The sequence below is a fragment of the Pseudomonas arabinosi genome, from assembly GCF_047758675.1.
GTDB lineage: Bacteria > Pseudomonadota > Gammaproteobacteria > Pseudomonadales > Pseudomonadaceae > Aquipseudomonas > Aquipseudomonas arabinosi.
In genome coordinates this window covers 3,366,551-3,390,166 of sequence record NZ_CP180480.1, presented here as the reverse complement: position 1 = coordinate 3,390,166, position 23,616 = coordinate 3,366,551, and the positions used below count along the sequence as shown (strand labels likewise).

At 54.6% G+C, this 23,616-nt stretch carries 25 protein-coding genes, 1 tRNA gene and 3 pseudogenes; 12 read left to right on the top strand and 17 right to left on the bottom strand.

Annotation, left to right across the window (positions count from 1 at the left end):
- Positions 1–521 precede the first annotated feature (521 nt).
- The 5 genes and pseudogenes from ACMXYJ_RS15975 to ACMXYJ_RS15955 all read left to right on the top strand — a co-directional run bounded on the left by ACMXYJ_RS15975 (position 522) and on the right by ACMXYJ_RS15955 (position 3,572).
- On the top strand, positions 522–962 hold the full coding sequence (locus tag ACMXYJ_RS15975) for a LexA family protein (protein ID WP_415760602.1): 441 nt from the start codon (positions 522–524) through the stop codon (positions 960–962).
- Positions 959–1,150: a hypothetical protein gene (locus tag ACMXYJ_RS15970; RefSeq protein WP_415760601.1), complete on the top strand. Its 192-nt coding sequence runs from the start codon at positions 959–961 to the stop codon at positions 1,148–1,150. The genes ACMXYJ_RS15975 and ACMXYJ_RS15970 overlap by 4 nt, the downstream gene beginning before the upstream one ends.
- Positions 1,147–2,414, top strand: a pseudogene (umuC, locus tag ACMXYJ_RS15965) (translesion error-prone DNA polymerase V subunit UmuC). Before ACMXYJ_RS15970 ends, umuC begins: the two are co-directional and overlap by 4 nt.
- Positions 2,411–2,995 carry a hypothetical protein gene (locus tag ACMXYJ_RS15960; protein ID WP_415760600.1) on the top strand — a complete coding sequence of 195 codons (585 nt, stop codon included), beginning with the start codon at positions 2,411–2,413 and terminating at the stop codon, positions 2,993–2,995. Before umuC ends, ACMXYJ_RS15960 begins: the two are co-directional and overlap by 4 nt.
- A gap of 217 nt (positions 2,996–3,212) precedes the next feature.
- Positions 3,213–3,572, top strand: a complete 360-nt coding sequence (locus ACMXYJ_RS15955; RefSeq protein WP_415760599.1) for a hypothetical protein — start codon at positions 3,213–3,215, stop codon at positions 3,570–3,572.
- A 166-nt stretch (positions 3,573–3,738) separates the two neighbouring features.
- On the opposite strand, the gene ACMXYJ_RS15950 is transcribed toward ACMXYJ_RS15955, so the two are convergent.
- The 3 genes from ACMXYJ_RS15950 to ACMXYJ_RS15940 form a co-directional block, all read right to left on the bottom strand.
- Entirely contained in the window at positions 3,739–4,440 is a 702-nt protein-coding gene (locus ACMXYJ_RS15950) for a hypothetical protein (protein ID WP_415760598.1), read from the bottom strand.
- Positions 4,441–4,932: 492 nt separating this feature from the next.
- Positions 4,933–6,381 carry a relaxase/mobilization nuclease domain-containing protein gene (locus ACMXYJ_RS15945; RefSeq protein WP_415760597.1) on the bottom strand — a complete coding sequence of 483 codons (1,449 nt, stop codon included), beginning with the start codon at positions 6,379–6,381 and terminating at the stop codon, positions 4,933–4,935.
- Between the two features lie 25 nt (positions 6,382–6,406).
- A complete protein-coding gene (locus tag ACMXYJ_RS15940) occupies positions 6,407–6,775 on the bottom strand; it encodes a hypothetical protein (RefSeq protein ID WP_415760596.1) in 369 nt (122 codons plus the stop codon).
- Positions 6,776–7,214: 439 nt separating this feature from the next.
- On the opposite strand from ACMXYJ_RS15940, the gene ACMXYJ_RS15935 reads away from it, so the two are divergent.
- Together ACMXYJ_RS15935 and ACMXYJ_RS15930 are read left to right on the top strand one after the other, a co-directional pair.
- On the top strand, positions 7,215–8,255 hold the full coding sequence (locus ACMXYJ_RS15935) for a hypothetical protein (RefSeq protein ID WP_415760595.1): 1,041 nt from the start codon (positions 7,215–7,217) through the stop codon (positions 8,253–8,255).
- Positions 8,256–8,310: 55 nt separating this feature from the next.
- Positions 8,311–8,673 carry a histone-like nucleoid-structuring protein, MvaT/MvaU family gene (locus ACMXYJ_RS15930; protein ID WP_415760594.1) on the top strand — a complete coding sequence of 121 codons (363 nt, stop codon included), beginning with the start codon at positions 8,311–8,313 and terminating at the stop codon, positions 8,671–8,673.
- A gap of 89 nt (positions 8,674–8,762) precedes the next feature.
- On the opposite strand, the gene ACMXYJ_RS15925 is transcribed toward ACMXYJ_RS15930, so the two are convergent.
- From ACMXYJ_RS15925 to ACMXYJ_RS15905, 5 genes are all read right to left on the bottom strand, one after another.
- Positions 8,763–9,008 carry a type II toxin-antitoxin system Phd/YefM family antitoxin gene (locus tag ACMXYJ_RS15925; protein WP_415760593.1) on the bottom strand — a complete coding sequence of 82 codons (246 nt, stop codon included), beginning with the start codon at positions 9,006–9,008 and terminating at the stop codon, positions 8,763–8,765.
- Between the two features lie 162 nt (positions 9,009–9,170).
- Positions 9,171–10,025: a DUF5677 domain-containing protein gene (locus tag ACMXYJ_RS15920; protein ID WP_415760592.1), complete on the bottom strand. Its 855-nt coding sequence runs from the start codon at positions 10,023–10,025 to the stop codon at positions 9,171–9,173.
- Complete coding sequence (locus ACMXYJ_RS15915) at positions 10,022–10,510, bottom strand: hypothetical protein (RefSeq protein ID WP_415760591.1); 489 nt, start codon at positions 10,508–10,510, stop codon at positions 10,022–10,024. The genes ACMXYJ_RS15920 and ACMXYJ_RS15915 overlap by 4 nt, the downstream gene beginning before the upstream one ends.
- Positions 10,511–10,943: 433 nt before the next feature.
- A tRNA-Cys gene (locus ACMXYJ_RS15910) sits at positions 10,944–11,017 on the bottom strand.
- A 203-nt stretch (positions 11,018–11,220) separates the two neighbouring features.
- Positions 11,221–11,442, bottom strand: coding sequence for a DUF3079 domain-containing protein (locus ACMXYJ_RS15905; RefSeq protein ID WP_309673996.1), 222 nt, complete (start codon positions 11,440–11,442; stop codon positions 11,221–11,223).
- A 170-nt stretch (positions 11,443–11,612) separates the two neighbouring features.
- Between ACMXYJ_RS15905 and ACMXYJ_RS15900 the strand changes: the two are divergent.
- The 5 genes and pseudogenes from ACMXYJ_RS15900 to ACMXYJ_RS15880 all read left to right on the top strand — a co-directional run bounded on the left by ACMXYJ_RS15900 (position 11,613) and on the right by ACMXYJ_RS15880 (position 15,169).
- Positions 11,613–11,968: pseudogene (locus tag ACMXYJ_RS15900) on the top strand (hypothetical protein).
- A gap of 93 nt (positions 11,969–12,061) precedes the next feature.
- Complete coding sequence (locus ACMXYJ_RS15895; RefSeq protein ID WP_415760590.1) at positions 12,062–12,592, top strand: iron transporter; 531 nt, start codon at positions 12,062–12,064, stop codon at positions 12,590–12,592.
- A complete protein-coding gene (locus ACMXYJ_RS15890; protein ID WP_033055182.1) occupies positions 12,593–12,925 on the top strand; it encodes a cupredoxin domain-containing protein in 333 nt (110 codons plus the stop codon).
- A gap of 22 nt (positions 12,926–12,947) precedes the next feature.
- Positions 12,948–13,802 (top strand): FTR1 family iron permease, encoded by an 855-nt coding sequence (locus ACMXYJ_RS15885; protein WP_415760589.1) that lies wholly within the window; start codon positions 12,948–12,950, stop codon positions 13,800–13,802.
- A complete protein-coding gene (locus tag ACMXYJ_RS15880; RefSeq protein WP_415760588.1) occupies positions 13,790–15,169 on the top strand; it encodes a 4Fe-4S binding protein in 1,380 nt (459 codons plus the stop codon). The genes ACMXYJ_RS15885 and ACMXYJ_RS15880 overlap by 13 nt, the downstream gene beginning before the upstream one ends.
- Before the next feature lie 33 nt (positions 15,170–15,202).
- Here the strand turns inward: ACMXYJ_RS15880 and ACMXYJ_RS15875 are convergent, their stop codons facing one another.
- The 9 genes and pseudogenes from ACMXYJ_RS15875 to narJ form a co-directional block, all read right to left on the bottom strand.
- Complete coding sequence (locus ACMXYJ_RS15875) at positions 15,203–16,339, bottom strand: methyl-accepting chemotaxis protein (RefSeq protein WP_415760738.1); 1,137 nt, start codon at positions 16,337–16,339, stop codon at positions 15,203–15,205.
- A 36-nt stretch (positions 16,340–16,375) separates the two neighbouring features.
- Positions 16,376–16,753, bottom strand: a pseudogene (locus ACMXYJ_RS15870) (MCP four helix bundle domain-containing protein); the annotation flags it as partial.
- A gap of 162 nt (positions 16,754–16,915) precedes the next feature.
- Positions 16,916–17,611 (bottom strand): anaerobic ribonucleoside-triphosphate reductase activating protein, encoded by a 696-nt coding sequence (locus ACMXYJ_RS15865; RefSeq protein ID WP_415760587.1) that lies wholly within the window; start codon positions 17,609–17,611, stop codon positions 16,916–16,918.
- Positions 17,608–17,775 carry an anaerobic ribonucleoside-triphosphate reductase gene (gene nrdD, locus ACMXYJ_RS15860; RefSeq protein ID WP_017338867.1) on the bottom strand — a complete coding sequence of 56 codons (168 nt, stop codon included), beginning with the start codon at positions 17,773–17,775 and terminating at the stop codon, positions 17,608–17,610. Before nrdD ends, ACMXYJ_RS15865 begins: the two co-directional genes overlap by 4 nt.
- Before the next feature lie 32 nt (positions 17,776–17,807).
- Positions 17,808–19,823 (bottom strand): ribonucleoside triphosphate reductase, encoded by a 2,016-nt coding sequence (locus ACMXYJ_RS15855; RefSeq protein ID WP_415760586.1) that lies wholly within the window; start codon positions 19,821–19,823, stop codon positions 17,808–17,810.
- A 376-nt stretch (positions 19,824–20,199) separates the two neighbouring features.
- On the bottom strand, positions 20,200–21,192 hold the full coding sequence (gene moaA, locus ACMXYJ_RS15850; RefSeq protein WP_415760585.1) for a GTP 3',8-cyclase MoaA: 993 nt from the start codon (positions 21,190–21,192) through the stop codon (positions 20,200–20,202).
- Between the two features lie 25 nt (positions 21,193–21,217).
- Positions 21,218–22,177 (bottom strand): peptidylprolyl isomerase, encoded by a 960-nt coding sequence (locus ACMXYJ_RS15845; RefSeq protein WP_415760584.1) that lies wholly within the window; start codon positions 22,175–22,177, stop codon positions 21,218–21,220.
- 10 nt (positions 22,178–22,187) lie between these two features.
- Positions 22,188–22,868 (bottom strand): respiratory nitrate reductase subunit gamma, encoded by a 681-nt coding sequence (gene narI, locus ACMXYJ_RS15840; RefSeq protein ID WP_128871529.1) that lies wholly within the window; start codon positions 22,866–22,868, stop codon positions 22,188–22,190.
- Positions 22,861–23,616: a nitrate reductase molybdenum cofactor assembly chaperone gene (gene narJ / locus ACMXYJ_RS15835; RefSeq protein ID WP_223430084.1), complete on the bottom strand. Its 756-nt coding sequence runs from the start codon at positions 23,614–23,616 to the stop codon at positions 22,861–22,863. The genes narI and narJ overlap by 8 nt, the downstream gene beginning before the upstream one ends.

Below are 23,616 nucleotides of genomic sequence, written 5' to 3'. Positions count from 1 at the left end.
TTCGCACGCACAGAGCATTCCCGAGGCGGCTGTTTCCAGTCACTTCCACCCGATGCTATGGTGGCTTTTGGTCCTCGAACCTCTCGTTATTTTCACTTTTGACCTCCTTGATTTGCCGAGGCTTGCCAACGGTTTAAAGTCTTGTCTCCCTCCTCCGCGCGAAGAAGGCTTCGATCATGACTAACATTACGGTTGATACAGACTTTCGCATCGCGATTCCTCTAGCCCTGCGCGCTGGTTTTCCTGCTGGCTGCGTGGTGACAATACAAGAGAGTGCCGACGGTGGCCTTCTCATCTCTCGTCCTAAGCACTCGCTTGCGGCGCTTCTATCTGCGACACCATCCGACTCAATCATCCCAGGGTGGGAGAACATGGCCCCCGTTGGAAACGAATCGAAGTAAGACGGTGACGAGAGACGCAAGCCGAACTGTGCCGTAAGCAGGTTACTCGTCCCGATGACCTTGGCGATTGCGTAAATCGCACTATACTGTATGAATGTCCAGTATTTGCGTGCGATCCCAATGAAAGCAGTTCAAATTCGCCTCCTTGTTCCTTCTCAAGAGCCCGAGCTAATGCAGCAGCTCGGCCAGCTCGCGTGTGGATTTCCATCACCAGGACTCGATCACGAAGAACCCTCGCTGTCTCTGGATGAGCTTGTGGGAATGCGCGCACCCTCAATGTTCGTGGGTCGTGCAACTGGTCGCTCGATGACAGGAAAAGGGATTTTCGACCGCGACTTTCTAATAATCAATCGAGCCCTGACGCCTGCTCAGGACGATGTGATCGTTGCAAGGATCGGATCTGAATTCACCGTCAAAACGTACTGCGTTTCCAATGGTGTTCCATTTCTCCAGGCTGAAAATCCATATAGCCCACCTATCCGCTTGGGTGACGACGAAGAGTGCGAAATCTGGGGCGTTGTGACGTTCAATTTGCATCCGCTGCGCGGGGCATTCGCATGATTACGTTCAAGCAGTTGCTGGAGATGAAGTGGTCTCGCGAACAGTTGAAGATCTACATTGAAAACACACTGTCAGTTGACCAAATCATTGAGCTGAATAACCAAGGCGTTGAGCATTTGAAGGCGCTGAAATCGGACATGGGCTGTCACCAGCAGCTCGGCCTGCTGGAACCAAAGGATGACCAATGAAGAGATTCGGACTCGTTGACTGTCACTGTTTTTACGTCTCTGCCGAGCGCCTATTTCGGCCTGAGCTGCTGGGCAAGCCCGTCGTCGCGCTCTCGACGACGGCTGCGCCGTGAGTCGTAGCGATGAAGCCAAGGCCCTTGGCGTGAAGATGGGGCAGCCACATTTCGAGCTTCGCGACCTCATCGAACGGAAGGGTCTGATTTGCGTTTCCAGTAACTACGCTTTGTATCAAGACCTCTCCAACAGGGTCATGCAAGTGCTTAGCCGAGAAGCACCGCAAATCGAGGTTTACTCAATCGACGAAGGCTGGCTCGACCTGACCGGCATCCCTGATCGCGACCTCGAAGCCTACGGCAGACACCTTCGGGATATCGTCTATAGAGAGGTCGGAATACCTGTCGGCGTCGGCATCTCGACCACAAAATCGCTTACAAAACTGGCGAACTGGGCTAGCAAAAAATGGAAGGTAAAAACAGGCGCCGTCGTTGATCTGGTTGATCCGGCAAAGCAGGAAAAGCTGCTCCGCTTCGCTGATGTGGGAGAGATCTGGGGCATTGGCAGGCAGCTCAATAAGCGCCTTGAGCTGATGAATATCAAAAAGGCCTGGGATCTTGCGACATTCGACAAGAAAACGTTGCGTAGGCATTTCAATATCAACGTCGAGAAGACCGCACGCGAATTGTCTGGAGAATACTGCTACGCCCTGGAAGAAGATGTTGTGCCGAAGCAAATGATTGCGTGTACGCGTAGCTTCAGCGAAAGAGTGACGACACTTGATGGACTTCGCTCAGCAGTATCGACGTTTGTTGCCAACGCTTCGCGGAAGCTACGGTCACAGAACCAGTACGCGGTCTGCGTCCAGGTCTTCGTTCGAACAAGCCCTTTCGACACCAGCGGAATCCCGTATGCAAGGTCTGTGAGCATTCCCCTGGCGTACCCGAGCTTCGACACACGCGATTTGATGGAAGCTGCGCTGGCCGGATTGCAGCAGATTTATATCAGCGGTCCACGATATGCCAAGGCCGGTGTCATCCTGTCCCAGTTTTTCGATCCAGGGATGTTTACCGACAACCTTTTTGCGCAACCGAAGAGAAAAAACAGTGAGCGGCTAATGACAGTGCTCGATAAGATAAACATGGTTCACGGGCGAGGATCTGTTCGTTTCGCAAGTGAGCCCGCTGTTGCCCCATGGCACATGAAGCAGCAGCTGCTAAGCCAAAATTACACAACCCGATGGAGTGATGTTATGGAGATCAACGCATGATTAATAGAGTAATGGCGAACGAGCCAGACCTGCTCAAGAAGCTTCTGAACGTGTTGCAGCACTATCCGAAATCACCTGAGGGGTTGATTGATATCGAACGAGTCAAAGACTACGTTTCAACGCCAAGGCTGGCAGATTTTCATGTTCGAGGCCCCCGTGGTCCCGTCATGGAAAGGGGGTATTTCGAAAAAACTGAGCTGGCTGACGCTGAGGTAAGGACGCATAAAGGCGCGGGGTTAACCGAAGTCGGCGACAGCTTTCTCAGCGAAAGAACGATGCTTACTGATGGCACGCAGAAAACCTATGCCATCTCTATTCACGATCTGGAAGAGTTCAAGCGAGACAAGGATGTTGTCTTGGAGGACGAAAACTTCGAGCACGATTTCGGAGATGCGAATGTTGCGCAAATTCAGATCTGGCCCTTCGATCCAGCAGAGCTTTCGGAAGAGCAGCTCATCTTGGCAGTCGCGATCAGCTACTCCCCGCGAGATTGGCTTGTGCAGGAAAGAGTTGCTGGCGCTGTCGATCAGCTCATCCGTCCACTGGGCTTCTTTGTCAACTGGGACAACATCAAGTTTTAACCCGGCTTCGCCGTAAGCCGGCCAGCGGGTTTGAGGGTGGTTGCCGATCGTTCTAATGAAAGCCAGGTAAACCGCTGCAAACCTATCCAATAGATCTACCCTGTCAAAAACGTCTCTGCGTGAAATCAACAGACCTATGGGGCATGCAAAAACCCAGATTTCTCGTAGCAGCGAACCATATCCAAAGCTTTTTTGTTGTCAAACAAGGGGTCTGAACGTGAGTGATGATGGAGAAAAACCGGTCGATCCGCTCGCGTCAATTCGGCACCTGCTGCCCGATATCAAATCTGAAGACAGCTGGCTCGGTGAGAATTATCGAGGCTGGCAAAGCTTTGCCAATGCTCTGAAAATAGCGAGCGAAGATTACGACTGCGAAATTGTGTCGAGGCCGGAACAGGGCTTCCTGCGAGTCGATTGCTTTTTTGCCCCGCCGCACATCAAAAATCTCGGGTACGCCGTTGAGATAGCCACGAACCAAATCTGTCAGCGCTGTGGCGAGTATCCCGCTGCCGAAGAGAAAATCGATAGCTGGATCTGGAAGCTCTGCAAGCGTTGCGTCAAGAAGAAAGCTAGCTGATTCTTACGCCCTGGAGGCGTAACGAGGTGTGTGGTTTCAGAGGGTGGAAAATGTCAAATGAGCCTGCTCTCAGTGGATTTTCAGGAGCAATTTGATAGCACTTGTCGGCAAGTGTACGCAGAATGTTCCTGGCGTAAAAAAGCGCGTTCTGGACGCGCCTTGGTGATTAACCTGTGATGCTCTTCCTCATTTTTTTGTACATCAATCTGCCCTCCTTCGCAGCGTTACGACCATCGCGGTCTCCTTCAACTTTGCCCTGACCAGTTACCTCATCTTCCATGCTGGCTCCAAGGGCAGACCACGCTGCTCGAATATCCAGCAGTTCGGTAACGGTATATAAGTCGTCACCCTTTAGCCCAGTGCGATGCTGATGCCTCAAAATTCTTGAAGATATTTCCAAAATGGAGCTAATGATGGACTGAGCATCTACTCCATCAACTGGCACTTTTGGAAACGCTGGTTCACTTTTCTGACCGGACATTGCGCTTTTGATAAGGCCTGTCTGCACTTCCACCAATGGGTCGATGACGCCACTGAATTCACCGACTTTAGCCTGAGGGTCACCGAATGCTGTCCGAGTCTTCAGAACAGGTGTGCCACCTAGTTTGCCAGCAGCGGCAGCGTCGATGAATGCTTTATGGATGCGGCTGATCTGAAGAGATCTCCAGATTTCGAATTCCTCAGCCTTCTCGGCAGGTATTTCGGCGTGGACAATGGGTTCGGAAAGGTCGAAAGAAGCAATTTGAATTGTCGTGCTTTTACGAACACCTTTGAGAGGCTCGCCGTCTGCATCGAAAGCTGCAACAGCTGAAGAAACTGATTTTACGACGAATACACGCTCACAGTTTTGAGTCATACGAATATACATAACTTGTTACTCATTATTATTGTTCTAATTTTTAATTATAACACGCCAAGAACGAGCTATAACGCACACTTATCAAAACGAGCAAATACTTATAATATTTTAAATGTTGCGTTATTTCGCGATGCTTAATTATCTCCAAAAAATCTTTGCTCTTGTTTTAAACCAGCATACTTTAACGATATATTTAGTGCAAGGTATTGTATATAGCGTTATCTGCAACTACAATAGAAGAATGAGACTGAAGTCCATCTTTTCAATTAACTCACGCATGATTCTGGCAGTTCGGAAAGACGAACAAATGGATTTCAGTTTCTATTGCAGCATGGAAGCTACATCTAAGGAGCACAACACTCGCAAAGTTTGTGTTCCTTTTTATTGAACAACTTTTACTCGAATATACTTAGGCGCTTATAAACTCCCGTTGTAACCCTTTGTGGGCTCCGGGGGTTTTGTTTATTTGGGGGCAAAAACCCGGGAAGAACCCGGCTTTGATCATGCTTCTAGCTTCTGATCTAGCTCGGTGACACCTCTGCAAAGCGATGCTAGATATGTCATATGCCTCTGAACTTCCTCTTCGATATCCAACTCCATCACATCTGCCATATCGTCATCCGGCAAATCGATCATGACTGGTATACTTAGCCGATAGGCTGTCTCTGGCAGCTCGTTTGATGGAGTAAATTCTTCAAACTCGACTTGAAGACCGTCAAAGAAATCGTCTATAGCACGTCTTATTAGTTGCATCATCAGTTTCATGATTAGTTCGATGCGCTCAGCCTCAATTTTTATTTCTACCTCACTTCTAGACATTTTACGGAGTCGTAAATTGAAGCTGGCATTGAATCCCAAATAGGTTGAGCCTGAGTCCGCATATATTCCAAAGGCCCGTCCTCTGTTTTTCACGTATGAGCGGATACGTGAATTATTCGAAGGAATCTTAATGTAGACACGGCTGAACGTAACCATGCTCCCAGCCTCCTGGTACGTAGGCATGGCGCTCTTTGCGTTCTGGACGAGCGTGTACGCGGTAGGAGGCAAGCCAAGCAAGGCGTTGTCCCGTGACGGATTGTAATTGATGCCCTCCTTCAAAATTAGCTGGTCAAACGTCAAACGGGTGGCTTTAAGTTTTGATCCTGAGATCCATCTGCCATCTGGGCGATTGAGCTTGAACATTATCCCCTTGATATGATCTGGGTTGTTTGACTCAGTTTTGACCTGGGTCGCTACACCTCTTTCATTCAGAGCCAGAACGAGTTCCGAGAATGTATTTGGCTTACCTTCTTTCCACAGATCGCCGAAAATCCCTCTGAGAATTTTTGCCTGATCGCTGCCCTTTCTAAATAAATCTCCGTTTTTGGCGAAACATTGGTCAGGATTCTCCACGGCCTTCAAATTATACTTTGCTTCAAGCTCTCTACATGCTTCCCAGCCTTTTTTGTATCCGTTGCTATCACTGACGATTGAGAACTGAGGGGCACGAGGCTTTCCGTTCGGCGCAACGTCACCATGAATTAACTGAGCGCGGCAGGCGACAATGTGAATGTGCTGATTGTCAGTGTCGTTATGAACGCTAGCAACCCATTTCGCCCCCTTTCCATACCCAAGGGACTTCATATAATGCTTTGCGCAGTTTAGTAATTCTTTTTTGTTTAGAGATTCGCCGGGAGCCAATGAAAGCATATAGTGTGCAAACAGCTGCTTAGATGTCCCTTTATATTTATTCGCGTGACCATTCATCTCAGCGGCAATCTGAGAAGTATCGACCTCGACATTTTCAGTTCCGTCACTATTTACAGAGCGGACAAATGGATCGCCAGCAATAAGATTGCCTCCCAAAAATTCAACGAACGGGCGTTTATCGCGATCTTTCTCGGGTTCCGCGAAAATATAGGAAACTCTGTCTTCCGATGTTTCTGAATAATCAAATTGTTCACCAATCATTTTTGTTGCTCCTTATTTATTGTTTTTATTGTGTTAGGAAGCTTTCGATTGTCTCGATTTTGGACGGCAGTCCTCGGATCGATTCCAGAACATTTTCAGGCAGTTTAAACTCTTGGGAGAACTGGACCAGGAGATGGCTTGAAAATGCCAGATCTCCTAAATAAGCAGATGCGGCCTGGATGCTGGGGTTGTTCGCTGTTGAAATCCTCCCCTTTCTGCAAAACTCAAGAATCTTCTCCCGAAAAAGCCCAGAAATCGTCGGATAGCCCAACTCTTCACTTATCACTTTAATGGCCTGAAACTCCTCAGGTGTTAGATAAACTTTAAAAGCTTTGCTTTGACGTATTTCTTTACGAGGGGCTCCGCCCTTGTTCTTAACCAATTCTTTCGACATGCAGCTCACCATTTATTATTTTTATTTTTTGGCTTTAATTTTTTTTATTCAAATCGCGCAGAATCCGAAGGATTTGAGCAGAAGCCCGTCGAACGCCCAGTGGATCGAGGAACGAGGTATCACGGGGTTGTGAGACATAGCTTGCAATTCTAGTCAATAAAAATATTATATCACTTAAGTATTGACTTTTTTGGGGCTTTATTAATTTTTTCTAATTATTTTCTTGCAATCTATCTCGTTTCTACTATGCTTTGGGAACGATGAGGGTTTTCAAAGCGTAAAGTCAGTGGTTATGACGTATGCGTAGGAGCCAGCTAACGCTGAAATGGACCAGCGGGTTGGTGTGTAGGTCCTAACTGCCCCATTAGTGATGAAATTTAGAAGTGAAGTGCATGCCCGTAAACGTATGAACTGGCATAGAAAAAAGCGGAGTACGAATATGGAAGAGCATGCATTCACAGTGAAACCGTTGCGTATTGAACAGCCAACGCGACACCCATTTTTCAAGATGTTGCGTGGTGCATTCGGCCAAAAGCCCACTGTTTCAGGGCTTAAAGAGGAAAAATACATGCGGCCAAGAAAGGCAGAAACGGACAAACTCGTTGATAAGTGCGGCGTGCTGTATTGGAAATGGCAAGAACTGCTCGACAAAAATGAAGACGATGTTGAGTCCGAACGCCAGGGGAACAAGCGCATGGGGCGCCCCCCTGTACCACTGAAAACACTGCGTCAACGAGCAGAATTGGCCTACAACGAAAAGTTGGCTGAACTGCGCGAATACGAAAAGCAGCTAGGCCGTGAAGAAATTCCAGAAGTAGAAATTATCGAGAAAGGCGAACGTCTCCGCGAGAAAGGCCCAGGTCGCCCTGGGATTAGCGAAATCGGCAGGAAATTTCGACATCTGCGGAGAAAATTGAAACACATGGAAGACGCGATGGCTGCTATCGATGACAGCGCATCGCCTGTTTATGACGGCTTGGGTCGCCCGGCGATGTCGTCTCGTGAACGCGTTGCTTACTATCAGCGCGATATCGAACAGATAAGAAAGGATATCGACGACGAGCTGTCGAAAATGTCATCTGCGGAACGCACAAAGATTTTGTTGGATAACGCACGTATCGACAAACGTGACTTGAATATGAAGCTTAAGAAAGAGCCTGAAAACTCTGAAACCATTCAGGCAATGATTGATAAGCTAGATGCTGAAATCAATGCACTTGAGCAGCAACTGAGCGAAGAAGACCAATCCTCCAAAGCGTTCGTGCAGGCACCGCTGGTTACGCAGGTTGTCCGCTCTCAACGCGAGTACACCCCAGGCATCCTAGAAATCGTGCGGCAGCTAGAATCGCAGCTGATCGTCCCAAAGCCGCCTTCTGAACTGACACTTGAGACGCTCGAAAAATTTAAAAGCGAAGTCGCTCTCGCGAACGAGTTCAACGCCGCAATTCTCGGGCAAATCGACGCACTAAAAGCAGTTTGATAGACCACAAGGCCAAGGATGGCTTGCTCCCCACACCAAAAAATTGAGATCAAAAATGTCAAAGATTGCAGAATTCAGAAGTCTTGAAGCCCAGCTTGCAGAGCAACTCAAACAGCTCGATGCGATGAAAAACGACGACGGCCTGAAGCGCGAAATAGAGTTCGAAAGCAAACTGCGCACATTGATGGGTGAATACAGCGTCAGCCTGCCAGCCATCATCGCCCTACTCGATCCAACAGCGCGTCGCAGCGCCACCAAGCCTGTTGAAGCCAAACTGGTTCGCAAAGCTCGCGCAGTCAAGCGCTACAAAAACCCACACACTGGCGAGCTGATTGAGACCAAGGGCGGAAATCACAAACTTTTGAAAGAATGGAAAACAGAGCACGGCGCCGCTGAAGTAGAGTCCTGGCTCCAGTAATTTCTATAGTCGCTCTATAATCGGCTATAAAATTCGCATAAGATCAAGCGCCCTTCCCCCTCGGATCGGCGCTTTTTTTGTGCCCAAGCTCAGTCAGACACGCCGAAATCACGTTCGATTTCAGAGCTGCCCATGCGATCAAAATCTTCCGGAATGGCGAACTGCCCCTCCAGGAATCCGAGCCTCTTCAACTGACCATGCCCAGGTGCAACGAATGCAATCACTTTGACCACGGGTTTGCCGGAACTGGAAATTAGGAATGACTCGCCTTTGGCAGCCGCATCGACAAGACGTGACAGGTGTTTTTTTGCTTGCTGGATGGAGATCGTTCGCATGCCGAAGATTCCAGAATGAGTTAGATGAGTCTAGCCAAAAATCAGCTGGCCACAGGATCGCCTACCGGCCCTACCAGCTGTTGCTTGCCGGATGAATAGCATCAAACACAACCTCTCTCGGAGGCCGCTCTGAGGTTTACAGAAGCGTTACAGACGTCAAACCTAGGCGCCTCCTGAAACACCTCGGTCGAAAATGGGATTCATGTCATCCGACTTAAAGTGCCAGTAGGTCGCGATTTGTCGAGACTCTGAAGTGTTGAGAATGTCAGACGCCGTGGAAAACGTTGAAGCGTAGAGATGGATAAAGTGGGACATGATGTGGACGCTTATCTGGAGCCCTGCACCGCTCATTCTCGCCTGTGTAGGGAGATCTTGCGCCTGACCGATCTGCATCGCACTAATGTAATTGCTATGCGAGTAACCACAGAGATAGCTGTACACGTTGTCGAAGTATTTACGATGAAACCCCGCTCGCACTGCCTCATCTGCCCATGACCAGCCAACACGCCAATTTCCCTTCAACACTTGGTCAGCCTGCTTTGTTGTGTACCCCTTAAAGTGCTCAGAGCCCTGAAGTTGGATGAGAAGCTCTGCTTGCTGCTCACGTGCAGATGCTTGCTTTACTCGCCCCTCATCAGTTGTCGCCGTGTGACCAACCCTGTCGGCCAATCCTGCATACTGCCAAACCCGATGGCGGAACCGCGAAAGCTCTAGGTCACCGCTGAAAAGCCAGTGCAACGTCAAAAAGGTTTCGATTGAAGCTCGTGCAAGTATCGAGACCGACCCCTGGTCAATAAACTCATACGCCGAGCCGGTTTTGCTCTGAAACACGCAACCAGTCGAAATGGTCTTGGTTGAGCACAGCTGCTTAAAAAGCTTCAGAGAAAGCGTCTGAATGTCGTTCAGAAACACCATTTCAGGCTCAACCGGCATATTCAGCCGCGAATTGATGACGAGGATCATCAGCTCAATCAGCGCATCGAAATCATGTTCGATATCCCTTGGAAAAGCAGTCATCTCAAATACCCTCGCCCCTTCACCAAAATCAGGGTTCTAACACACAGCTTCTTCCAAAGAGGTGTGTCATATGCGAAGCCGATTCTGGGCCGAGACTGAGTAACGGACCGCGCAAATGCACCAATGGGCGTGTCGCGTCGGACGTAGCCGATCTCGAAGTAGTCGCTGCGCTTTTCGAGGGCACTTTCGCCACGGGTGAAGACATGGCTGTCGTGGAAATCGTACAGCTCTTGCTCCAGTGGAATTGACGAAAACTGAAAGTCAGGGTCAATGAAGCCGTAATCCGCGAGTTGAATCGGATGATCGCTATGGCTCACGACATGCATCGCTGTTTCCCGGAGGATCTCTGGGCGGACAGTTCCTGGGCCGACAGTGAAACGGTCGCGCTTGCCACGCATCTGAAGCCAGAGGCTCCAAACCCCTGTACACGCCGCTATGACAGCACCAGCTAGCGTGATCAGCTTCGTCAAAGACTCAACGTCCATGTGCCCTCCCAGGGCCTAAGTGATGGCCAATTGTTACTAAAACGAAGCCCAAATGGCATTATTAAATTTTGCTAATGGCGCCGTGTTACCAATTTGTTACCAAGAGGTTTTGAAACGGAAAACAAAAAACCCGCGCAGCCCATGAGCCATGCGGGTTTCAGAGAAATACTTTAAGCTTTAATAATTAACCAGCGAGGGATTTTAAGTCCCATGCGTCTACCAGTTTCGCCATTCGGGCGGTAGCGCGGTGAAGCAGTCTGAAGACTGTCAAATAACGATCTGGCAGTTCTGACGCCTGTGCGGCAGAGGGGGAAATATATACATCCCGCTCCGGTGAAGCAAGTTCGCGACTGGCCTTTTCAAGACTAAATCTTGCAGGACAGTGCAAATAAAAAAGCTCCGTAAATCATAGATCTACGGAGCTCGTTTAAAGTGGAGGCCGAGGTCGGAATCGAACCGGCGTAGGTGGATTTGCAATCCACTGCATAACCATTTTGCTACTCGGCCTCAAGCATCAGATGTCATGTAGCACAACATCAAACGCGTACAAACTTGGAATCAGATACGTGATCTAACTCCTTGAAAACATTGAGCTTTTTCAGCGGTCAGTGCTTTCGATGGCGTGAATTATGTACTGATTTCCCGAGGCTGGCAACCCCTTGATTTCAAAAAAAATTCCGTCAGGTGGTTTCTATGTTTCCAGGGGTTGCTCAGCCCTTCCGGCCGGGATCGTCCGTCACGTCTTCTACCGCGATCAACGGTTCAATGCCCCAGTCGCCATGCAGATACCAATCGTCTCCGATCATTTCGGCTGGATGCATGGTCCTGTCGGAGCCATTGCCGCACGCCAGGGAATTGGCCGGACAGTATCTGTCGCAGCCCCAGCAAATGCGCTCGGGATGTTTGGGGCTGATGGGAAAATTCTTGGCCATGTCGATCCCCGGTTTGCCTCTAGGATGTGCCTCCAACCTACATCGCTCGCGCAAAGGTGGCCTTGATACGGATCAAGGTACGGCTAAGCTTGTTCTGCCGGGAACTCGGCTACGGCATAGCGCTTTCCGGTCCTTGGGCAGCCACATAAAAACACCTGGAGAAGCTTCTTATGCCTGGTAAAAAAACACCTGCCGAAGACCAACGCCCTGTCCAACTGTCGACCTGGGATGATGAAGGCGCGGAAAAATCACTCGCCGCGCAAGCATTGTCCTCTCCCCCCGAATTGACCAATGCAGAACTGGTCCACCTTCGTGTCCGAGTGATTGCCCTGGAAAATCTGGTCATTGCGTTACTGACACAAGGTTCGGATCAACAGTTAGCCGTCGCTCGCGAAATGGCCGCCTACATTTCACCCCGGCCCGGCTTCACCCAGCATCCTCTGACGATTCACGCGGCTGCGCGGCTGCGCAGATGAGCGACAGCGTCGACCGCGCCGAGCGATTTCGAAAGCGTTCCTTGTCCTAGCCTTAATCGCTGAAAACTTGATAACAATCATTATTATTCGCAGGAAAGCTTCCTACACTCGGGCTCCTACTCGTTAGTGCCCAGGAAGACATCATGCGTACGACCTTTTCGCTGTCATTCGCCCTGCTCTTGCTCACACCGTTGGCTCAGGCCAAGGAATACCCGATCGGGGAACCCCAGTTGTGTCCAGGGCTGGAAGTCGGGGCGGTGTATTTGCAGCCGATCGAGATGGCACCTGCCGGAATGATGCGCGCCACCGCGGATTCCGATGTGCATCTGGAAGCCGACATTCGCGCCACGGCGGACAATCGACAGGGCTTTCAGGAAGGCAGTTTCGTGCCTTACCTCAATGTCTCGTTCAACCTGAAAAAACAGGGCAACGAGAACGAACTCAAAGGCGATTTCCACGCCATGGTCGCCAATGACGGTCCGCACTATGGCGACAATGTAAAGCTGTTGGGCCCCGGTAAATATCAGCTGACCTTCACCGTCCTGCCGCCCGGCGGTCATGGCTCCCTTGGCCGCCATATCGATAAGGAAACCGGCGTAGCCCCCTGGTTTGAACGCTGCGAATTGCATTACGAATTCATCTACGCCGGCATTGGTAAAAAAGGCGGCTATTGAATGAAGCGCCTGCAAATTGCCTGGCTGATGCTTGCTGGAGCAGTTGCGCCGTTCACGGCCTATGCCGAATTACCGAGCTATGAACTCAGCCTGCGCGATGGCCACTTCTCCCCCGCCCTGTTGGAGGTTCCGGCCGGTCAGCGCTTCAAAATCATCTTGAAAAATATCGGCAAGGGGCCTGCCGAGTTCGAGAGCACGCCCTTGCGGGTTGAAAAAGTACTGTCGCCGGGCGTGACGACTTTCGTAGTCATTCATCCCCTCAGGCCCGGTCACTATCCCTTCTTCGACGAGTTCAATCCGCAACTGCCCGAGGGCGGCATCCTCGCGAAATAACCCGTTCAAACACGGAGTTTTCATGAATCAATCAATGTTCATTGTCTGGCGCGAAAGCGTCGAGGCGCTGCTGGTGATCGGCATTCTCCAGGCCTGGGTCAGCCAGCAGCATCAGGGTGATCGACTGGCGAAGTACTTGTGGGCAGGTGTGGTGCTGGGGTTGATGCTTTCGGGCCTGCTGGCGGTGTTGATTCTGTTTGCCGGTGAGGCCATGAGCGGCTCCGCCAGTGAATGGTTCCAGGCCGCACTCGCGCTGGTGGCCAGCCTGCTGATCGTGCAAATGGTTGGCTGGATGCACCGCCACGGGCGCTCGCTCAAACACGACTTACAACGACACGCCGACAGCCACCTGGCCCTGCAAGGTGGCACAGGTCTGTTACTGCTGGTCATGCTCGCCGTCAGCCGCGAAGGCAGTGAAACGGTGGTCTTTCTCTATGGCGCCGGTGCTCAGTTGCGAGGTCCGCAGCTCGGTTTGTTTGCCATCGGCGGCGCAATGGGACTGGTGCTGTCGGGGCTGACCATTGCCCTGCTGCACAGCAGTCGTCGGTTTATTTCATGGCAGCGATTCTTTGCCATCAGCGAAGCGGTTTTGCTGATGCTCGGCGCGGCATTGCTGGTCAGCGGCACCGAGCGAATCGGCGGTCAATTACTTGCCATGGATTTGCCGGAGGCAATGTACAGCCTCGTGGGTGATGCGCTTTGGGACAGCAGCGCCTTACTCAGCGACAGCCATGGACTGGGTGGTTTTCTCGCGGGCTTTGCCGGTTATCGCGCGACGCCCAGCGGCATGACGTTACTGGTGTTAGCCGGTTATTGGCTGACCGTCGGCGGCTGGTTGCGTCAACGTGCTGCGGAAAAAGTCCCATGCCTGAGCTGAGTCGCCACAATCGATGGCTGCAGCGACTGGGCGACGGCATGCGCCGTCATGCGCCCGTCATTCGTGCCGTGCAGTGGGTCGTTGTACTGTTCTACGCGTTGCTGTTGGTGATCCCGACCGTGTTGCCGCTGCCGGACAGCCAGGCACGGCTGCTCGATAACCTGACCCTGTTCGCGCAGTTTTTGTTCTGGGGCGTTTGGTGGCCGTTCGTGCTGCTGTCGATCGTTTTGTTCGGCCGGCTCTGGTGCGGCGTTCTCTGTCCGGAAGGTTCACTCAGCGAATGGGCCAGCCATTACGGCAAAGGTTTGGGTGTGCCGCGCTGGTTGCGTTGGGGCGGCTGGCCAACCCTGGCGTTCTGCCTGACGACCCTCTACGGCCAGTTGATCAGCGTCTATGACTACGCCCAGGCGGCGCTGTTGATCCTGGGCGGTTCGACTGTCGCCGCAGTCGTCGTCGGACTGCTGTTCGCCCGGGGCAAGCGCGTCTGGTGCCGTTACCTGTGCCCGGTCAGCGGCGTCTTCGCCCTGCTCGCTCGCCTGGCGCCCGTGCATTTCCAGGTCGACGAACAACGCTGGATGGACAATGCCGCGCCACGCCTGCCGCCGCCCAACTGCGCGCCCTTGCTCGATATCCGTCGCATGCAAGGCGCCAGTGACTGTCATGCCTGCGGACGTTGCAGCGGCCAACGCGGTGCCGTTCAGTTGATCGCCCGCTCCGGCAACCAAGAAATTCTTCACGCGACGGCGCAGACGCTTTCACCGTGGGACGCACGCTTATTGTTGTTCGGTGTAATAGGCCTGGCCATGGGCGCGTTTCAGTGGACGGTCAGCCCATGGTTCGTTGCCCTCAAACAGACCCTCGCCCAATGGCTGGTCGAGCACGACCAACTCTGGGCATTGCAGGACAACGCGCCCTGGTGGTTGCTCACCCATTACCCGCAGCTCAACGACAGCTTCAGCTGGCTCGACGGTTTCAGCATCATCGTTTATCTGGGTTTGAGTTCGATGGTGTTGGGCACGGCGTTGATGATCCTTCTGCGCCTGACGGCTCGACTGACGCAAGATCCTGCACTGTATTGGCCCCTGGCGCTGACACTCACGCCCTTGGGTGGTGCGGGGTTGTTTCTCGGGCTGTCGGCCACAACGGTGAAATTGCTGCGCTATGAAGGGCTGCTGCTGGAGTGGGTACAACCGGCCAGAGCTTGTTTGTTGTTGGCCGCGATGGGCTGGAGTCTGCTGCTGGGATGGAAACGACTTGACCGCGAAGGCCTTTCCCAGGTTCGTCGCTGCGCTGGCAGCACTTGCCTGTTACTCGCCATCGGCTTGGTAGGGTTCGGCTGGTGGTTGCAGTTCTGGGGCTGGTCTTGAGCGCCCTCATCCACAACCACCACCCCGAATTACCTAGACTTTAAAACGCGCCACCGTCTGGTGCAGCGCCCCGGCCATCTGCGCCAAATCGTGACCCGCGGTGTGAGTATGTTGGGCACCCAGCAAGACCTGCTCGGACAAATTGCGAATCCCCATCAGATTGCGATCCACCTCCCGCGCCACCAATGCCTGCTCTTCCGTGGCGCTGGCGATCATCATGTTGCGCTCGTTGATCTGCGAGATCGACCGGGTAATTTCATCCAGTGCATCGCCCGACCGTTGCGCCACTTCAAGGGTGGCCCGAACCAGGTTGCTGCTGCTTTGCATGGCCGTCACCGCGTGGCCGGTATCGAGACGAATGTTGCCAATCATCTGCTCGATCTCCTGGGTGGACTCTTGAGTGCGATGCGCCAAGGCGCGCACTTCATCGGCGACCACGGCGAAACCGCGTCCGGCATCACCGGCACGGGCCGCTTCAATGGCTGCGTTGAGGGCCAGCAGATTAGTCTGCTCGGCGATGCTGCGAATCACGTCCAGCACCTTGCTGATGTCCTGCACCCGGCCCGCCAGTTGCTCGATGCGCTGTGAGGTGTCGGTGACGCCATCGGCCAGTGCGCCGATCGAAACCACGGTTTCCTGAACCTGTTCACGCCCGCGCTGTGCGGTTTGCTCGGATTGCCGCGAGGCCTCGGAGGTGCTGACCGCATTGCGCGCCACTTCATCGACCGCCGCCGTCATCTGGTTCACTGCGGTGGCCGCCTGCTCGATCTCCAGCCCCTGCAATTGCAGGTTACTGCTGGTCTGGCTGCTGACCGCACTCAGTTCTTCGGAGGAACTGGCCACCTGGTCCACCGAGTTCGCGATGTGCTTGACCATGGCATTCAGACTTTGCTGCATCTGATGCATGTTCATCATCACGCTGCCGCCGGCACTTGAGCTCACGGGCACCTGAATCGTCAGGTCGCCTTGAGCGATCTGACTCAAAAACCGTGCGGCATCGTCCGGTTCGCCGCCCAATGGACGGGTCACACTGCGCGTGACGATCACCGCCGCGGCGATGACCAGCGCCACACAGAACAAAAACAACCCGAGCATATTGCGCCGCGCATCGCTGTACAGTTCCTGCGCCGCCTGTTCTCGATCGGCGAATATTTTGCCTTGCAGCACCATCAACTGATCCAGGCTGCTATAAACCTCGCGTTCGGCCGGCACGACCTTTTGTTTCAGCTGTGCCATGGCGTCATCGAAGGCGCCTTGCCGGATCAACACCTGCACTTGAGTGAACGCCGAAACATAGGCTTCGCGATTCTTCTTCAGCGCGGCATAAGCGGTTTTGCCCTCGGGCAAATAGAACAACGGCTCAAGCGTTTCGAGCGCCTGGGTGATCCGTTTCTTGGTGGTGTCGATTGACTGCTGCACTTGCTGATTGTCTTTATCGATCAGCAAATCCCGGGTGTTCCTGGCGTTATCACGCACGCCGGTGGCAATGACCATGATCGGATCGATCTTCGGCCAGTCCTGCTTGACGATGACGACCGCCTGCTCCTTGAGCGTTGCCAGATCGTGCAACGCGTAAAACGCCATGCCCATCAATGCCAGCGGCGCGATGGCAAAGCCGATGACGATACGTTGTGCTGTCGTTAATTTGGCCATATCAAATGCTCCCCGTTTGATACCTGCCGATTGGCAGCGCATTTGAAAACCTAATGATGAATATCCCTGCTAAACGTAAAACCTCAGCCCCGGTTACCCCCGTAACACGAAGGCTGGAAACAACTCGCGCATGGCCTCCCACAGCTCAGGTAGCAAGGCTTGTGCCGAAACGCTTGGCAACAGCGGATCGAACATCCGCTCGGTGCGAACCAACTGCACGGCGAAGCGTTTGACGCCGAGTTCGCTCAAGCGCTTGGCAAGGATCAGCAGACGCGACGGCTCGAACAGATGCCAATGCACGGTGGTGCGACATTCGTAGTCGACACCGCTGGCCAGTAGATGCTCAAGGCTGCGCCAGTTGGCCGTTCCGCTGCCCTCGACCCGAGTGATCGCCTGGCAATCCTCGGGCAACGCCTTGACATCGAAACCGACCCAATCGGCCCCGGTCAGTGCCTTGGCGAACGCCGCGGGTTTGATCCCGGCGCTGTGCAAACCGATGCGAAATCCCATCGCCCGCACCTCATCCATGGCACCGAGCAAACCGTCCTGCAAGGTCGGCTCTCCGCCACTGAACACCACTGCATCGAGCAGGTCCTGACGCCGTTGCAGAAACGCCAACACCCGCCGCCAATCCACTTCGTCTGTGCCACGAGGCGGGATCAACTGCGGGTTATGGCAGTAACGACAACGCCAGGCGCAACCCTGGCAAAACAGCACGCAGGCGAGCTGTCCCGGATAGTCGATAGTGGTCAGGGGCACCATGCCCCCGACCCGAAGCGTTCGACTCATTGGCGCCCGGCCAGCGCCGCGCTTTCGGTGAAGTGCACCCGCTCGCGGTGCTCCGACTGTTTGCCCGGATTGAACGCCGACACAGGGCGGTGATAGCCCATTACCCGGGTCCAGACTTCGCAGCGTTGACGTTGAGCCTGGGGCAATGTTTGCGATGCAGTCATGGTGAAGCTCCTTGCAGTTGAGTGGATCGAAATCAATGAACGGTGCCGAGTTTCTGTTCTTTCAGCAGCAGTGCTTCGTCGCACTTGGGGCAGAACTCATGCTCGCCATCGAGGTAGCCGTGCACCGGGCAGATGGAGAACGTCGGGGTCACGGTCAGGTACGGCAGGCGGAAACGGCCAAGGGCTTTGCGCACCAGTTGCTTGCAGGCCTCGGTCGACGAAATCCGCTCGGCCATGTACAGGTGCAAGACCGTGCCACCGGTGTATTTGCATTGCAGTTCGTCTTGAAGTTCCAGGGCCTCGAAGGGGTCTTCGGTGTAGCCCACGGGCAGTTGCGAGGAGTTGGTGTAATACGGCGCTTGCACACTGCCGGCCTGGAGAATGTCGGGGTAGCGCTTGAGATCTTCCTTGGCGAAGCGGTAGGTCGTACCCTCGGCCGGTGTCGCTTCAAGGTTGTACATGTGGCCGGTTTCTTCCTGGAAACGCAGCAACTTGGCACGCACATGATCGAGCATATTCAGGGCAAACCGGCGGCCGTGCTCGGTGTGCATGCCCTCCTCGTCGCCGGTGAAATTGCGCAGCATTTCGTGCATGCCGTTGAGGCCGATGGTCGAGAAGTGGTTACGCAGGGTTCCGAGGTAGCGCTTGGTGTACGGGTACAAACCGGCATCCATGTGGTGCTGAATCACCTTGCGCTTGACCTCCAGGCTTTCCATCGCCAGTTCCATCAGCGTGTCCAGACGCTGCAGCAAACCGCTGGTATCACCCTTGAACACATAGCCCAGCCGCGCGCAGTTGATGGTGACGACGCCGAGCGATCCGGTCTGCTCCGCCGAGCCGAACAAGCCGCCGCCCCGCTTGAGCAACTCGCGGACATCCAGCTGCAAACGGCAGCACATCGAGCGCACCTGATTGGGTTGCAAATCCGAATTGAGGAAGTTCTGGAAATACGGCAGGCCGTAACGCGCAGTCATTTCGAACAGGCGGTCGGCGTTTTCACTGTCCCACGGAAAGTCGTGGGTGATGTTGTAGGTCGGGATCGGAAAGGTGAACACCCGCCCTTTCGCATCACCGGCCTGCATCACCTCGATGTAGGCGCGGTTGAGCAGCTCCATTTCGACTTGCAGGTCGCCATAGGCAAACGACATTTCTTCACCGCCGATGACGGGTATCTGTTCCCGCAAATCCTGCGGGCAAACCCAATCGAACGTCAGGTTGGTAAACGGCGTCTGAGTACCCCATCGAGAAGGGACATTGAGGTTGTAGATGAACTCCTGGATCGCCTGGCGCACCTCCTGATAGCTCAGCTGGTCCTTGCGCACATAGGGCGCCAGGTAGGTGTCGAACGAGCTGAACGCCTGGGCACCGGCCCATTCGTTTTGCAGGGTGCCGAGGAAATTCACCATCTGCCCCAGGGCACTGCTCAAATGCTTCGGCGGACCGGCTTCGACACGCCCCGGCACACCGTTGAGCCCTTCGTGCAACAGGGTGCGCAGCGACCAGCCCGCGCAGTAACCGGCGAGCATGTCCAGGTCGTGCACATGCAAGTCCGCTTCGCGGTGGGCCTGGCCGATGGCCTCGCTGTACACCTCGTCCAGCCAGTAGTTGGCGGTGACCTTGCCCGACACGTTCAACACCAGACCGCCCAGGGAATAGCCCTGATTGGCGTTGGCCTGGACTCGCCAGTCTTCACGGTCCAGGTATTCGTTCATCGAGGTCGCCACTTCGACCATGGTCCGGCGGTCGCGGCGCAAGCGCCCGTGCTGTTCGCGGTAGACAATGTAGGCGCGCATGGCGAGGAAAAAACCGGCGTCCATCAACACCCGCTCAACACGGTCCTGGATTTGCTCGACATGCAGCCTCGGCAACCCTTCGAGCCTGGCCAATACCGCGTTAAGCAAGCCTTCAACCTCAACCTCGCCGTACTCCCCCGTCGCCTTGCCGGCGGCGATCAATGCCTGACGGATTTTGTCGGCATCGAAGGCGACCTGACTGCCATCGCGTTTGTGCAAGCGGTTACATCCTACTGCGATCAGCGTGCTCTGCATTTGGCCTCCAGACACTACATATAGACTTAAATAAACTTAAAACCACAACATGCAGTGAAGGCTACGGACAAAGTGCTGTTCTGCAATTGATCGATATCAAGATTTGCCGGTGAAAAAAAACCGCCCTGAGGCGGCAAAGGGAAAGTATTGAAAAGGCGGGTATAAACACTCGGATCTGAAATCCACCCCTCACCCTAACCCTCTCCCCAGAGGGGCGAGGGGACTGACCGAGGTATTCTTTCGAGCTACATCGACCTGAAAGCCCGAGTCGAACTCAGGCTCGAAAAGCATGAAGATCGGCCCCCTTTCCCCTCTCCCCTATGGGGAGAGGGCTGGGGTGAGGGGTGGATTTCGGATCAGAACACTGCCCCCCGAATCAACCCCCACTCATGTTCATGAACCGCACAATCTGCACCTCCCCGTCGGGACTGAAATCATGCCGCAGCGGCTTACCGCGCAAGGCCTTCTGCACCGCATTGATCACCGGCTGATCATCCAACGGATAACGCCTCAGCAATCCACGTAAATCCAGAGCATCGTCCTGCCCCAGACACAGCAACAGCTTCCCTTCAACCGTCATCCGCACCCGATTACAGCTGCCACAAAAGTTGTGGCTGTTGGGCGAAATAAAACCGATCCGGGTATCCGGATGGCGTTCCAGACGCACATAGCGCGCCGGTCCCCCGCTGTTTTCGGTGCTGTCGAGCAACCGATGCTGGCTGGCGATCAGCGTGCGCACTTCGTCGCTGGAACAGAACGATTCGCCCCGGGAACGACCGACGTCGCCCAAGGGCATTTCTTCGATGAAACTGATGTCGATGCGCTGGTCGATTGCGTACTGCACCAACGCCGGGACTTCATCGAAGTTGCGGCCTTTCATCACCACGCAGTTGAGCTTGATCCGCTCGAACCCTGCGTCCCGCGCCGCTTCAATGCCGTTGAGCACTTGATCAAGATCGCCGATGCGGGTGATCGCCCGAAACTTCTGCCCGTCCAGGCTATCGAGGCTGATGTTCATCCGCTTGACCCCGGCGTCGACCAATGGCCGGGCCAGACGGCCCAGTTGCGAGCCGTTGCTGGTCATCACCAGTTCGCGCAAACCGGGCAACGCGGCGATGTTGCGGCACAGTTCGACAATGCCCGGACGGATCAGCGGCTCGCCGCCAGTCAGACGGATTTTGCGTACACCCAGGCCAACGAACAGCGTCGCCAAACGCTGCAATTCCTCCAGCGTGAGCACCTGCTGACGCGGCAGGAACGTCATGTTTTTCGCCATGCAATACACACAGCGAAAATCACAGCGGTCCGTCACCGACATCCGCAGATAATCGATCTGCCGTCCAAAGCCATCCTGCATTACAGCGTTCATCACATCTCCCGGTTTGCCTCGATGCTCACTGCACCAGCGGTGAGTCGGCGCCCTGCAAGTGGATGCCCCGAATATCGGCTGCACCGATCAGGGTTTGCAGGTATTGCACCAGGGCTTTTTGCCAGACGCCTTGCTGCAACTGCGTACGGATCGCCGTCGACACCACTTCATAGGGTAACGGCATGCCTTCGATTCGCTGATCGACACTGATCACATGCCAGCCGTAGCGACTTTCCAGCGGTTTGCTGGCCAGGCCCGGTGCCAGGGTGAACAGCTGACGCTCCAGTTCAGGCACAGTCTGGCCCTTGCTGATCTGCCCCAAAGAACCGCCTTGAGCTTTCGACGGGCAGGCCGAATATTTCACCGCCAGCTCGGCGAAACTGCCGGGGAATTCATCCAGTTGCTGCAGCAGGACTTCGGCCTGACCCTGCGCCAGCTCCCGGGCCTCGACATCGTCCGGCGCGCATTCGAGCAGGATGTGCCGCACCGCCAGCAACGGTGCACTGTGGAAGCGTCCGCGATTGTTTTCGTAGTAACGCAGACTCGACTCCTCGTCGCACTGCGGCACTTTCACCTCACGTTCGAGCAACAAACGCGTGGCCGCTTCTTCTTCGTTCTCACCGGCGCCGATCTCCAGCGACACACCGAGTTCGGTGATGCGCTGCTGCAACAACTCGCGGATCACCAGCGCCCGGGCGGCCAGATAGACCGCCTCCTCGCGGCTTTCGGCCGGGTGATATTGCAGCTCCTGGGCCATCGCTTCCGGGGTGATCGACACCTCGTTGACGGTGATGATCGGCCACTCCTGTTCACTGCTGGCGATCAACTGCGCCGGGGCGTCATCGGCCGCCGCGGGCTCAACCGGCAGGGCTTCAAACTGCGCCTCTGCGACCGGCGCGATGTCGAGAACGGCCTCGGCTTTTTTTGAAGAACCGCAGCCACCGCTGCCCCCGTTACCACCACCACATCCACATCCACCTGACATGATTGTCTCCTCAGTACTTCTGACGAACGATTTGATAACGACGCCCCAGGTACCAGATCGGTGCGCTGATCATGTGTACGAGACGGGTGAAGGGGAACAGTACAAACAGGGTCAAGCCGAGAAACACATGCAACTTGTAGATCAGCCCGACCGGCGCGATGGCCGCCGCTGCTTCCACCGGACGCAACAGCACGGTGTTCTGCGCCCAATCGGCGAGCATCACCATCACCGAGCCGTCCATGTGTCCGGTGGACGCGACGATGGTCAGCAGACCGAGCAGCAACTGCGCGAGCAGCACCAGCAGAATCAGGATGTCTGAAGGGCTGGAAGTCGCGCGAACCCGAGGGTCGCTGAGCCGCCGGTTAACCAGCATCAGCAGGCCGATCAGGCACAACAGGCCGAAGAACCCGCCCGAAACCATTGCCAGCAACTGCTTGTTCTCAGTGCTGATCACGTGGTGATAAATCGACGCCGGGGTCAGCAGGCCGACAAAGTGTCCGGCCAGCACGAACAACACACCGATGTGGAAGAAGTTGCTCGCCACGCGCATGCCGCGCTGATTGAGCATCTGGCTGGAGCCCGCCTTCCAGGTGTACTGCGACAGATCGAAGCGCGCCCAGCTGCCAATCAGGCAAATCGCCAGGGCGACGTAGGGATAGACCCCGAATAACAACAGGTTCCATTTAGACATTGCCTACCTCCTTGGCTGGCACGGCGGCCAGCCCTTCATGCTGAAAATCCACCCAGTGCAACGGCACCGCGCTTTCCTCACGGGCCTTGCCCGGCGCGCTTGGCAGCGAACTGCAACGGTCCTGCTGTTCGGCCTGGAGAAAGTCCACGGCCTCCTCTTCCCAGATCTTGTCGAGGGCTTCGAGGGAGTCGTCGCGAGGTTCCGCCGCGACCTGCGCCCGCAGGTCGGCGACCGCTTGATGCGGCTCGGCCCCGGCAATTTGCAGCAACGCCCGGAAGCAGCTGGCATAAGCGCTTTCGCGCTCTTCCAGACGTGCCGCGAGCAAGGCCAGCAAGTGCGAAACATCCGCCAGGCCCTCGCGGGCCTCGATGTCTTCGCGGGTAGACAGGAACTCCAGGTACAGCGGGATGTAATCGGGCAGCTCTTTGACGCCGATGGCAAAACCGGCTTCTTCGTATTGCGCCATCATGTCGACCATCGCCTGGCCACGGTCGCGGGACTCACCGTGCACATGCTCAAACAACAGCAGCGACAGCGAGCGCCCCCGACCGAACAGCGCACCGTAGTGCTCCTGCCCGTCCATCAGGTCATTGCCGCAGATCAACTCCAACAATTCGAACAACGCACCGCGCTGAGTCGGGCTGATTTCCCGTGACTGGATGATCGCTTGCTCCAGTTCGTCGCGGCCGCTAATCAGCGTTTCGGTCGGGTAATCGAGCAGCAGCGAAATCACTTTGAGAATTTGCAT

Coding starts and splice junctions, on each gene's coding strand:
- ACMXYJ_RS15975 (WP_415760602.1), top strand. CDS start 522: ATGAAAGCAGTTCAAATTCGCCTCCTTGTTCCTTCTCAAGAGCCCGAG.
- ACMXYJ_RS15970 (WP_415760601.1), top strand. CDS start 959: ATGATTACGTTCAAGCAGTTGCTGGAGATGAAGTGGTCTCGCGAACAG.
- ACMXYJ_RS15960 (WP_415760600.1), top strand. CDS start 2,411: ATGATTAATAGAGTAATGGCGAACGAGCCAGACCTGCTCAAGAAGCTT.
- ACMXYJ_RS15950 (WP_415760598.1), bottom strand. CDS start 4,440: ATGTATATTCGTATGACTCAAAACTGTGAGCGTGTATTCGTCGTAAAA.
- ACMXYJ_RS15945 (WP_415760597.1), bottom strand. CDS start 6,381: ATGATTGGTGAACAATTTGATTATTCAGAAACATCGGAAGACAGAGTT.
- ACMXYJ_RS15940 (WP_415760596.1), bottom strand. CDS start 6,775: ATGTCGAAAGAATTGGTTAAGAACAAGGGCGGAGCCCCTCGTAAAGAA.
- ACMXYJ_RS15935 (WP_415760595.1), top strand. CDS start 7,215: ATGGAAGAGCATGCATTCACAGTGAAACCGTTGCGTATTGAACAGCCA.
- ACMXYJ_RS15930 (WP_415760594.1), top strand. CDS start 8,311: ATGTCAAAGATTGCAGAATTCAGAAGTCTTGAAGCCCAGCTTGCAGAG.
- ACMXYJ_RS15925 (WP_415760593.1), bottom strand. CDS start 9,008: ATGCGAACGATCTCCATCCAGCAAGCAAAAAAACACCTGTCACGTCTT.
- ACMXYJ_RS15920 (WP_415760592.1), bottom strand. CDS start 10,025: ATGACTGCTTTTCCAAGGGATATCGAACATGATTTCGATGCGCTGATT.
- ACMXYJ_RS15915 (WP_415760591.1), bottom strand. CDS start 10,510: ATGGACGTTGAGTCTTTGACGAAGCTGATCACGCTAGCTGGTGCTGTC.
- ACMXYJ_RS15905 (WP_309673996.1), bottom strand. CDS start 11,442: ATGGCCAAGAATTTTCCCATCAGCCCCAAACATCCCGAGCGCATTTGC.
- ACMXYJ_RS15895 (WP_415760590.1), top strand. CDS start 12,062: ATGCGTACGACCTTTTCGCTGTCATTCGCCCTGCTCTTGCTCACACCG.
- ACMXYJ_RS15890 (WP_033055182.1), top strand. CDS start 12,593: ATGAAGCGCCTGCAAATTGCCTGGCTGATGCTTGCTGGAGCAGTTGCG.
- ACMXYJ_RS15885 (WP_415760589.1), top strand. CDS start 12,948: ATGAATCAATCAATGTTCATTGTCTGGCGCGAAAGCGTCGAGGCGCTG.
- ACMXYJ_RS15880 (WP_415760588.1), top strand. CDS start 13,790: ATGCCTGAGCTGAGTCGCCACAATCGATGGCTGCAGCGACTGGGCGAC.
- ACMXYJ_RS15875 (WP_415760738.1), bottom strand. CDS start 16,339: ATGGTGCTGCAAGGCAAAATATTCGCCGATCGAGAACAGGCGGCGCAG.
- ACMXYJ_RS15865 (WP_415760587.1), bottom strand. CDS start 17,611: ATGAGTCGAACGCTTCGGGTCGGGGGCATGGTGCCCCTGACCACTATC.
- nrdD (WP_017338867.1), bottom strand. CDS start 17,775: ATGACTGCATCGCAAACATTGCCCCAGGCTCAACGTCAACGCTGCGAA.
- ACMXYJ_RS15855 (WP_415760586.1), bottom strand. CDS start 19,823: ATGCAGAGCACGCTGATCGCAGTAGGATGTAACCGCTTGCACAAACGC.
- moaA (WP_415760585.1), bottom strand. CDS start 21,192: ATGAACGCTGTAATGCAGGATGGCTTTGGACGGCAGATCGATTATCTG.
- ACMXYJ_RS15845 (WP_415760584.1), bottom strand. CDS start 22,177: ATGTCAGGTGGATGTGGATGTGGTGGTGGTAACGGGGGCAGCGGTGGC.
- narI (WP_128871529.1), bottom strand. CDS start 22,868: ATGTCTAAATGGAACCTGTTGTTATTCGGGGTCTATCCCTACGTCGCC.
- narJ (WP_223430084.1), bottom strand. CDS start 23,616: ATGCAAATTCTCAAAGTGATTTCGCTGCTGCTCGATTACCCGACCGAA.